The sequence below is a fragment of the Streptomyces sp. MS191 genome (assembly GCF_008042125.1).
Classification (GTDB): domain Bacteria; phylum Actinomycetota; class Actinomycetes; order Streptomycetales; family Streptomycetaceae; genus Streptomyces.
This window is the reverse complement of the sequence record NZ_RDBI01000020.1, coordinates 39,829-48,334: the sequence shown is the minus strand read 5'-3', so window position 1 is coordinate 48,334 and position 8,506 is coordinate 39,829. Positions and strand designations below refer to the sequence as shown.

Below are 8,506 nucleotides of genomic sequence, written 5' to 3'. Positions count from 1 at the left end.
CGCCCGCGCCCTGCACATGGACGACCAGGAACACCAGCACCTGCGCGAGCTCGCCGCCCGCGCCGCCCGCTACGCCCCCGAACCGCCCCCGGCCCCCAGCCGCACAGGCAAGGACCTTCCGCTCATGCAGACCGTCACCCTCAACAACGGCGTCGAGATGCCGCTCCTCGGCTTCGGCGTGTACCAGATCCCCGCCGAGGACACCGAGCGCGCCGTCTCCGAGGCCCTGGCCGCCGGCTACCGCCTGCTGGACACCGCCGCCGCCTACGGCAACGAAGAGGCCGTCGGCCGCGCCATCAGGTCCAGCGGAATCCCGCGCGAGGACCTCTTCGTCACGACCAAGCTGTGGGTTCAGGACTCCCCCGCCGAGGACCACACCCGCCGCGCGTTCGAGACGTCCCTGGAGAAGCTGGGCCTGGACCACCTCGACCTGTATCTGATGCACCAGCCCTTCGGCGACGTCTACGGCCAGTGGCGCGCCATGGAAGCCCTCAACCGCGAAGGCGCGACCAAGGCGATCGGCGTCGCCAACTTCTACCCGGACCGGCTGATCGACCTGATCGTCAACAACGAGCTCACCCCGCAGGTCAACCAGATCGAGACCCACCCCTTCTTCCAGCGCGCCGAGTACCAGGACCTCATGCGTCGGCACGGGGTGCAGATCCAGTCCTGGGGCGGCTTCGCCGAGGGCAGGAACGACCTGTTCACCAACCCGCTCCTGGCCGACATCGGCAAGGAGCACGGCAAGTCGGTCGCCCAGGTCGTCCTGCGCTGGCTGACCCAGCGCGGCGTCGTGGCCATCCCCAAGTCGGTGCGCGCCGAACGCATGGCGGAGAACTTCGACGTCTTCGACTTCCGGCTCACCGACGAGCAGATGGCGGCCATCGCCACCCTGGACACCGGCAGCTCCCTCTTCTTCGACCACCGCGACCCCGAGATGGTCGACTGGCTCGCCAAGCGCCGCGTCGACGCCTGACCCGGCCGCCGCCGAACGGCGCGGACACGCCAATCCCCCGGGTATCCGCGCCGGCCGCGCAGGGCCGCACCCGAAGGACGTTCTCCGTGGCCCCTCCGCAGCAGGGCGGACTGCTCACCTGACCACCGCGCGAACCTTGGCGGTCACGTCTGGACCAGGTCCGCCGGCATCAGCCGTTCGGGGCCTCGAACGTGTTCACCGCGGTCCGGAAGGTTCCCTGACCGGGCCGAGCAGGGTTGATCAGCACCACGAAATCCGGCAGGGCTCCTGGAACGGGGCGCCCGGCCGCGTCCTGGCTGCCGGCTTCGGCCTGCCAGTCGATCAGGTGGACGACCACGGCATGGCGGCCCTCAGGCACCGGGTGCTCGATCACACCGTCCGAAGGGTCCCCGCTGACGTCTTCGATGCCGCTGACGAGGGCGCGGCCGCGGGAGACGAAGAGGTAGGGCTGGGAGGCGACCAGCTGATGGGCTGCCTCCCGTTCGGTCAACCCGGCCTCCGCGGCCGCACTGCCCCGGCGGACCAGAACGGCGAACGCGCCGTCTCCGCCGATGTTCACCGGAACAAGGGCACCCGCCCGGATATGACGGACGATGTCCTCGTCCTCCAGGAGTTCGTCCTCCCAGGCGTCGTCATCGACGACGGCCTCGAACCGCTGCGGATCCCACAGGACGAGCATTCCGGCGTCCGTGGCGACCGTCGCGGGGACCTCGTCATGGGGCTGCTGAGCAGTCACTCGATTCTCCGGATCCTCTTCTGCCACTCAGCGCATCGCGCCTTGGCCGGCGAAACCTCGCGAACCGGCGGCCGGGAAACGCGACAGGGGCCCGGCTGCGCCGGGCCCCTGTCTTTCGTAGCGGGGACAGGATTTGAACCTGCGACCTCTGGGTTATGAGCCCAGCGAGCTACCGAGCTGCTCCACCCCGCGTCGGTGACACCAGCTTACACACTGTTTTGGTGCCGGTCCGCCACCCTCCGTCCTCCGGCCCCGGTACCGGACACGGTCGGAGCCGGCAGCGGGGCCCGGAGGTCGCGTCGCGCGGCTCCACGTGCATCCGGCTCGGAGACTCAGTCGATACAGAACTCGTTGCCTTCGATGTCCAGCATCGGAATGCACGAGTCATTTCCGTCGTACAGCGTTTGCACATGTACGGCGCCGAGTGGGATCAGTCGCGCGCATTCGGCCTCGAGCACGGCGAGACGCTCCTCACCCACGAGACCGGTGCCGACCCGCACATCAAGATGCACCCGGTTCTTGGCGGCCTTCCCTTCGGGGACGCGTTGGAAGTACAACCGCGGACCCACTCCCGAGGGATCCGCGCAGGCGAACCATGCATCCCGCTGCTCGGGTGGTTGCGCGTTCCTGTAGTCGTCCCACGTGGCGAACCCCTCTGGTGGCGGCGGTACGACGTACCCGAGCACCTCGCACCAGAAGCGAGCGAGGCGCTCGGGTTCCGCGCAGTCGAAGGTCACCTGGAACTTCTTGATCGCCGGCATCGGCGCACCGTAGCAGGAGGCCTCTTCCCCACGCAGCCCCCAGTGGATGCACCGCGCCCCGCCGACCTCATGGCCGGCGGGGCGCAGCAGGGGTCGAAGCCCGGATCACCGGACCACGTCAGCATGTCGACGGGTCATCACCGGGGTCCCGGGGTCAGGGGACGCGGACGCAGGTGCTGCCGCTGACGGGCTTGTGCTTGATGGCCTTCCGGGTGAGCGGACCGTAGTCGCCGTCCACGGTGGTGCCGGCCTTCTGCTGGGCGCGACGCAGCGCGGCCTCGGTGGAGGGCCCGAAGTCCTGGTCCACCACGAGTCTTTCGCCGTAGCACAGGTTGAGCGTCTCCTGCAGCGTTCCCACCGCGACGCTGTTCATGACGCCCTGGTAGAGGGCGCAGTTGACGTTGCCGCTGGTCGTGCCGTAGTTGGGCACCCAGGCTCCGTAGTACGAAGCGCTCCAGTTGCACGTCGGGTTGGCGGCCGCAGCCGGTCCGGCGGAGCCGAGCGCCATCGCTGCGGCGCCGCCGATCGCCAGGACGGTCGCGAGCAGTGCGTTGAGAGGCTTGCGCACAGGGATCTCCTTTTTCGGGAATCGGGCAGGAAGGACGTCACCCGGCCGCTGGTGGCGGGGCGACGGAACTGCGTGTGCGATACGGCGAACCTTGTCAGCCGTGATCGGCGGCAGCCATCATGTTTCGCCGTAGGTAAAAGACGCACGGCGATCGGGGGGAACTGCGTGCTCCGCATTCATTTCACCGATGCCGATCTCGGGCGTACACGTGTGGCAGCGGCCGCGGACCCGTTCTGGGAGATCGCCTCCAGCCTGCATCGATTCCAGACGCGCCGCGGGCGCTGGGCTTATGCCGAATGGCATCGCACGGCCCGGAGCCGACTTCGCGAGCAAGGGCTGGAAACCGCTGTACGCACCATGCTGTTACCGCTTTTCCCGCGAGCGGCCTATTTCCCCGATTTCCTGACTCCGGCTGCCGGGGGCGGCGGCTGGGATGCCGGTGTGGACGCGATCCTGTCCACGCCGGCTCCCCAGGTGCTGCAGGAGGTGGGGATGCTGGCCCGGGTGAGTGGCGCTCCCCCATGGGTGCCGCGCCTCGCCGAGGCAGAGATCCGCACGGAGCTGGTGCGGGTGTTACGGGCCTACTACGACGCCGTCGTCGCGCCGCAGGCCGACCACGTCCAGGCGACGCTGGAGGCTGAGCGGTGTCTGCGGACCCGCGCCCTGCTCACCGAGGGCATCGACGGACTTCTTCGGAGTCTGCGTCCGACCATGCGGTGGGAGCCGCCGATCCTGCATGTGAACGCGCTCGGCGGCGACCGGGACCTTCATCTGGGCGGCCGCGGGCTGCTGCTCGTACCCTCGTACTTCTGCTGGGGCTCGCCCGTGCCCATCGCCGACCCCGAGTTGCCACCGGTCGTCGTGTACTCGGTCCTCGACGGGATGCCGAGCTGCGATCGTGTCCCGGCCAGGGCCGCCATGGAGGCCCTGGCCGGAGTCGTCGGACGGAGTCGTGCCGTCATCCTCCATGCCTGCGCGACGGGGGCGACCACCGGGGAACTCGCGCGAGCGGTGGGGATATCCGCCTCGGCCGCGACGCAGCACACCTCCGCCCTGCGCGATGCCGGACTGATCAACAGCCGGCGCTCGGCCAACCGCGTGCTGCACACCCTCACCCCCCTGGGCGCGGCGCTCATCCGGGCCGATCCGCTCGCACCCGCCCTGACGAGCGACGGCCCGCCGGGCGTGCCGGGGTAGAGGTGGGCATCGCCCTCCGCCTCATCGGCCTCACCTGGTCCCCCTCACCGATCACAGAAAGCGGAGGCTCACCCTACGAGAGCCACCGGTGTCGTCCAGGCTTCGGGGCGATCAACTGGTCCGGCCCAGCCGGAAACCGCTCGACGGGTCACCGCCCCGAAGAGATCATTGGGCATGGAATTCCTCTGCTACCACCGCGACCGGCCCGGGTCCCTGCCCCTGCGCCACGAACTGCTGGAAGAGCATTGGTCGTACATGGACCGGTACGCGAAGGAGATGATCGCCCGGGGGCCGACCCTCTCCGGCGACGGCAGCACACCCACCGGAAGCGTGCACATCGTCGACCTGCCCGATCACGCGGCTGCCCGCGCGTTCGCCTTCGAAGAACCCGGCTACCAGGCCGGCGTCTACCGGGACGTGCTCCTTCGAAGGTGGCGCAACACCCTGGGGCGCACCATGTGGGACTTCCCCGGCGGCCGGACCGGCGGCAACCGATACCTGGTGATCGGCCTCGGCACGGGGGATGCCGCCGACCTCACGGTGCCGCCCGATCGGGACGAGCTGATCGCCTACGGGCCGCTGCTGTCCGACGACGGCGCCACCTGGCTGGGCACGGCGCTGTTGGTCCGGGCGCCCGACCCGGACACGGCACGCGCCATCCTGACACCGGACCGGTATGCCGACATCGAGGTGCACAACTGGCAGTTCGGCGGGCGCCCGTCCTAGGTCATGTCCGGGAGCGAGGACAAGGCGCCGCCTGATCGTGTCCACGGCTGCCGCAGGGGCGCCCACCTCCACGGGGCGCCCCTGCGGACCGGTCACTTTCGCCAGAACAGGTGGTGGGTCACCCCGCTCGGGCTGGGAACCACATCCAGGTGGAACCGGTCGAGCAGCTCTTCCGGGGACTCCCAGAGTCGCAGCCCCGACCCGAGCTTCACGGGAGAGACCGCCACGTGCATGGTGTCGACGAGGTCGGCGTCGAGGAACTGCCGGATGGTGCTGACCCCACCGCCGAGTCGGACGTCCTTGCCCTGGGCCGCTTCCCGCGCCTGCTCGAGAACCGTGGCGGGGTCGCCGTCGACGAAGTGGAACGTGGTGTCGGAGAGTGTGAACGAAGGACGCTCGTGGTGGGTCAGGACGAACACCGGGGTGCGGAACGGGGGCTCGTCACCCCACCAGCCCTGCCACTCGAGGTCGTGCCAGGGCCCGCGCTGGGGACCGAACTTGTTGCGGCCCATGATCTCCGCGCCGATGTTGTGGGGATAGTCCCGCGTGAAGTAGTCGTCGAGACCCCGGCTGCCCCCGGGCTCGGTGCGCATGGGCCAGCTCGCCGTGGCGCCGGCCCAGGCGAACAGCCTCTCGGGGTCGACATGCCCGAACGGCCTCTCGAGGGTCTGGTCCTCGCCGGCGCCGATTCCGTCACTCGAGACGTTGAAGTTCTGGACCCTCAGCAACTGAGCCACGTGTTCCTCCTGTGTTGTCGACAACGGTGGTGAGACTCGCCGGGCCGGGAAATCTCATCGCCGCGTCCGCGACCGGTCGGAACCGAGGCTACATACTGTCCCTGCTTGCGTGGTTCGCCCGTTTCAGGAAGGCCCCTGCGGCGAGGGGCCGACCACCCCTTCGGAGCCATTCCAAGGACCCGTTGACTGACACACCATCAAAGCACTGTGCTCTAAACCTCGATGTAGGCGACGACCACGACCGTGCGGAGCGCGGTGACGAAGTACAGAACGCGTACCTGCTCGACCTCATCGGCGTACTGGCGCAGCTGGGGGCCGGTCGTGTCGCCGGGGATAGGTTCGCCGGCCTCGGGGTCGACGGAGATGACCACCAGGGCGCGGTCCAGGGCGTGGATCTCCGCCTCGTCGGTGATGTTCTCGAGCTGCTTGGCGGCGGAGTCGGAGAAGGCGATCCGGGCGCGGCGCGGGCTGTGCTGCTGGGCCATCAGGCGACGGCCGGGCGCTGGCCCGCGAGCCGGGCGAGGTGGGCCTCGCGGAGCTCCTCCCAGGGAGTGGAGCCCTCCACCGGTGGCAGCCCGTTGGTGGCGATGTCCTCCAGGACGGCGGCGAGCTGGTCGGCGTTCTCGCGGGTCTTGGCCGCGTACGCGCGGACCGCGTCGGCGGCCGCGGGCTCCAGCTGCTGCCGGACGTGTTCGGCGGGGGCCGGCTGTTCGCTCATCGAGGACTCCAAAGGGCAGAACTGGCGTCTGCTCCCACGGTATCGCCCACTCCACGCCCATGGGGACCACTCCGGACGGACCGGCCCGGAGAGGAGTCGCAGAGGATGCAGCCGATCACCCGGGGGCTACCCGGCGAGAACTCGCGTCGGGCCCCCGGGCATGTGGCGCAAGTCCCGCCTGCCCCGCGACGCCTGGCACGCGCCCTAGAACCAGCCCGTGCACCGCATGTCGTTGAAGCTCGCGCCCCCACAGGCACGTGCCTTGAGCGGATTGACGTCGTCCACCATGAGTGTGTAGACGTCGTGACCGGAGGAGACGGTCGCCGTGTAGGACGTGCCGCCGTTGCTGTCCACATCGGCGAAGTCTCCGGGCCAGGCATTGGTGATGCGGGCCCAAGCGGCCCTGCACGTACGGCTGTACCGCAGCTCGACCCGGACCCCGAGGGGAGTCGTGGTGGAGAGGACAGTGCGCGCGTCCGCACTGCACAGTCCTTGCGGATCACGGCCGTCACATGTCCATCCGTAGCAGCTCACAGCGTTCGCCTGCCCCGCGGCGAAGGTCAGGCTGCCGAGCACGGTCGCCATGACCAGAAGCAGTCGAAACGCCGCTCTCCTGAGTGAACTCATGTGTCCCCCCATGTCCATCAACGGTGGGCAGAGACTGATGGAGCCAACCGCCGCTGTCAAGAGGGAACTCGGCACCGTCAGACAGCGTGTCCACGCGCCGGAGAGGCGACCCGGACCGGCTCGACGTCGGCACCCTGCGGTGGTGTTCCCGGAGCCGCTGGACCGCACCGGTCCCTCGGGGGCCACACCGGCTGACCCCGAGAGGTCCGAGAAGGGGACCATCCGGCCCTCCCTGCGCCCGTGCCGTGCTGCGCACACTGGAGGCGGACACTGATGAGGAGGTTCTCCGATGAGTCCTGTCGCTTCCCCTCGCCTCGCGGCAGCCCTGTCCGCGGAGCAGCGTGACCGGCTGATGGCATGCGCCCGCCCGGTGGACCTTCCCGAAGGCAGCAGGCTGTTCGAGGAAGGCGGTCCCGCCGAGCATTTCTGGGTTCTTCGTACCGGTACGGTCACGCTGGACGTCCCGGTGCCGGGCGAACGTCCGGCGGTGGTCGACACCGTGAACGCGGGTGAGCTGCTCGGATGGTCGTGGCTGTTCGCGCCGTATCGCTGGCACTGCGGGGCGGAGGCCATGACGCGGGTGCGGGCGTACGAATTCGACGCGATGACCGTGCGCATGATGATGGACGCCGATCCGCACCTCGGCTCCGCCCTCGGCCATCTCGTCGCACAGATGCTCGCCCACCGGCTGGACTCCGCCCGGGTGCGGCTCCTCGATCTGTACGCCCCGCACGGCAGCGGCTTGTAGACCCTCGACCCTCAGGAGACCGTCATGACTGCCTCGCCCTACACCGTCAGCGACGTCATGACCCACACCGCCGTCGCGATCGGCCGGGACGCGCCGTACAAGGAGATCGTCGCCCTGATGGACGAGTGGAAGGTCAGCGCCGTCCCCGTCCTCGAGGGCGAGGGACGTGTCGTCGGGGTCGTGTCGGAGGCGGATCTTCTGCCGAAGGAGGAGTTCCGGCTCGATGAGCCCCGGCCGGACGAAGCCGGCGAGGCCGCCAAGGCCGGGGCGCTGCGAGCCGGGGAGCTCATGTCGGCCCCGGCCGTGACCGTGCACCCCGACACCACGCTCGCCGCGGCGGCGCGGATCATGGCCACGCGGAAGGTGAAGCGTCTGCCCGTCGTCGACGGCATCGGGATGCTGGAGGGTGTCGTCAGCCGCAGCGACCTGCTCAAGGTGTTCCTCCGCGCGGATGCCGAGATCGAGGAGGAGATCCGCCGTTCCGTCCTCGGTGAGCCGGCTGCCGCGGCGCACCTGGACGTCGCTGTACGGGAGGGTGTGGCGACCGTGCGCGGTGTGCTCGCCGACCGGTCGATGGTGCCGCTGATCGCCCGCGCCGTGCGGGCGGTGGAGGGTGTCGTCGACGTCCGGATGGATCTCGGTGCCCCTGCGGGCGCCCCATGACGGACAATCTTCACGGGGCGGATACGAATCCACCGACCGCAGGGGACGC

At 69.6% G+C, this 8,506-nt stretch carries 12 protein-coding genes and 1 tRNA gene; 5 read left to right on the top strand and 8 right to left on the bottom strand.

Annotated features, from left to right (window positions below; all coding sequences use genetic code 11):
- Positions 1 to 124: 124 nt before the first annotated feature.
- Positions 125 to 976 carry an aldo/keto reductase gene (locus EAO71_RS02675; protein WP_147976168.1) on the top strand — a complete coding sequence of 284 codons (852 nt, stop codon included), beginning with the start codon at positions 125 to 127 and terminating at the stop codon, positions 974 to 976.
- Positions 977 to 1,145: 169 nt separating this feature from the next.
- On the opposite strand, the gene EAO71_RS02670 is transcribed toward EAO71_RS02675, so the two are convergent.
- The 4 genes from EAO71_RS02670 to EAO71_RS02655 form a co-directional block, all read right to left on the bottom strand.
- The gene (locus EAO71_RS02670) at positions 1,146 to 1,712 is read right to left on the bottom strand and encodes a hypothetical protein (RefSeq protein WP_147976136.1); all 567 of its coding nucleotides are present in this window, start codon (positions 1,710 to 1,712) and stop codon (positions 1,146 to 1,148) included.
- Between the two features lie 118 nt (positions 1,713 to 1,830).
- Positions 1,831 to 1,904 (bottom strand) — tRNA-Met (locus tag EAO71_RS02665).
- Positions 1,905 to 2,044: 140 nt separating this feature from the next.
- The gene (locus tag EAO71_RS02660) at positions 2,045 to 2,473 is read right to left on the bottom strand and encodes a VOC family protein (RefSeq protein WP_147976135.1); all 429 of its coding nucleotides are present in this window, start codon (positions 2,471 to 2,473) and stop codon (positions 2,045 to 2,047) included.
- Between the two features lie 154 nt (positions 2,474 to 2,627).
- Complete coding sequence (locus tag EAO71_RS02655; protein ID WP_147976134.1) at positions 2,628 to 3,041, bottom strand: peptidoglycan-binding domain-containing protein; 414 nt, start codon at positions 3,039 to 3,041, stop codon at positions 2,628 to 2,630.
- A gap of 165 nt (positions 3,042 to 3,206) precedes the next feature.
- Between EAO71_RS02655 and EAO71_RS02650 the strand changes: the two genes are divergently transcribed.
- Complete coding sequence (locus EAO71_RS02650) at positions 3,207 to 4,238, top strand: helix-turn-helix domain-containing protein (RefSeq protein WP_147976133.1); 1,032 nt, start codon at positions 3,207 to 3,209, stop codon at positions 4,236 to 4,238.
- A 174-nt stretch (positions 4,239 to 4,412) separates the two neighbouring features.
- Complete coding sequence (locus EAO71_RS02645) at positions 4,413 to 4,964, top strand: YciI family protein (RefSeq protein ID WP_147976132.1); 552 nt, start codon at positions 4,413 to 4,415, stop codon at positions 4,962 to 4,964.
- Positions 4,965 to 5,056: 92 nt separating this feature from the next.
- On the opposite strand, the gene EAO71_RS02640 is transcribed toward EAO71_RS02645, so the two are convergent.
- The 4 genes from EAO71_RS02640 to EAO71_RS02620 all read right to left on the bottom strand — a co-directional run bounded on the left by EAO71_RS02640 (position 5,057) and on the right by EAO71_RS02620 (position 7,046).
- The gene (locus EAO71_RS02640; RefSeq protein ID WP_147976131.1) at positions 5,057 to 5,701 is read right to left on the bottom strand and encodes a dihydrofolate reductase family protein; all 645 of its coding nucleotides are present in this window, start codon (positions 5,699 to 5,701) and stop codon (positions 5,057 to 5,059) included.
- A 212-nt stretch (positions 5,702 to 5,913) separates the two neighbouring features.
- Entirely contained in the window at positions 5,914 to 6,186 is a 273-nt protein-coding gene (locus EAO71_RS02630) for a hypothetical protein (protein WP_147976130.1), read from the bottom strand.
- Positions 6,186 to 6,419, bottom strand: coding sequence for a hypothetical protein (locus tag EAO71_RS02625; RefSeq protein ID WP_147976129.1), 234 nt, complete (start codon positions 6,417 to 6,419; stop codon positions 6,186 to 6,188). Before EAO71_RS02625 ends, EAO71_RS02630 begins: the two co-directional genes overlap by 1 nt.
- A gap of 204 nt (positions 6,420 to 6,623) precedes the next feature.
- Positions 6,624 to 7,046: a DUF2690 domain-containing protein gene (locus EAO71_RS02620; protein ID WP_187282532.1), complete on the bottom strand. Its 423-nt coding sequence runs from the start codon at positions 7,044 to 7,046 to the stop codon at positions 6,624 to 6,626.
- Positions 7,047 to 7,335: 289 nt separating this feature from the next.
- Between EAO71_RS02620 and EAO71_RS02615 the strand changes: the two genes are divergently transcribed.
- Both EAO71_RS02615 and EAO71_RS02610 read left to right on the top strand, forming a co-directional pair.
- Positions 7,336 to 7,794, top strand: coding sequence for a Crp/Fnr family transcriptional regulator (locus EAO71_RS02615; protein ID WP_147976127.1), 459 nt, complete (start codon positions 7,336 to 7,338; stop codon positions 7,792 to 7,794).
- A gap of 24 nt (positions 7,795 to 7,818) precedes the next feature.
- Complete coding sequence (locus tag EAO71_RS02610) at positions 7,819 to 8,457, top strand: CBS domain-containing protein (RefSeq protein WP_147976126.1); 639 nt, start codon at positions 7,819 to 7,821, stop codon at positions 8,455 to 8,457.
- Positions 8,458 to 8,506 lie beyond the last annotated feature (49 nt).

Bases quoted from the DNA above. Each gene is read 5' to 3' on its own strand.
- EAO71_RS02630 (WP_147976130.1), bottom strand. From the start codon at position 6,186: ATGGCCCAGCAGCACAGCCCGCGCCGCGCCCGGATCGCCTTCTCCGAC.
- EAO71_RS02645 (WP_147976132.1), top strand. From the start codon at position 4,413: ATGGAATTCCTCTGCTACCACCGCGACCGGCCCGGGTCCCTGCCCCTG.
- EAO71_RS02610 (WP_147976126.1), top strand. From the start codon at position 7,819: ATGACTGCCTCGCCCTACACCGTCAGCGACGTCATGACCCACACCGCC.
- EAO71_RS02620 (WP_187282532.1), bottom strand. From the start codon at position 7,046: ATGAGTTCACTCAGGAGAGCGGCGTTTCGACTGCTTCTGGTCATGGCG.
- EAO71_RS02675 (WP_147976168.1), top strand. From the start codon at position 125: ATGCAGACCGTCACCCTCAACAACGGCGTCGAGATGCCGCTCCTCGGC.
- EAO71_RS02625 (WP_147976129.1), bottom strand. From the start codon at position 6,419: ATGAGCGAACAGCCGGCCCCCGCCGAACACGTCCGGCAGCAGCTGGAG.
- EAO71_RS02615 (WP_147976127.1), top strand. From the start codon at position 7,336: ATGAGTCCTGTCGCTTCCCCTCGCCTCGCGGCAGCCCTGTCCGCGGAG.
- EAO71_RS02660 (WP_147976135.1), bottom strand. From the start codon at position 2,473: ATGCCGGCGATCAAGAAGTTCCAGGTGACCTTCGACTGCGCGGAACCC.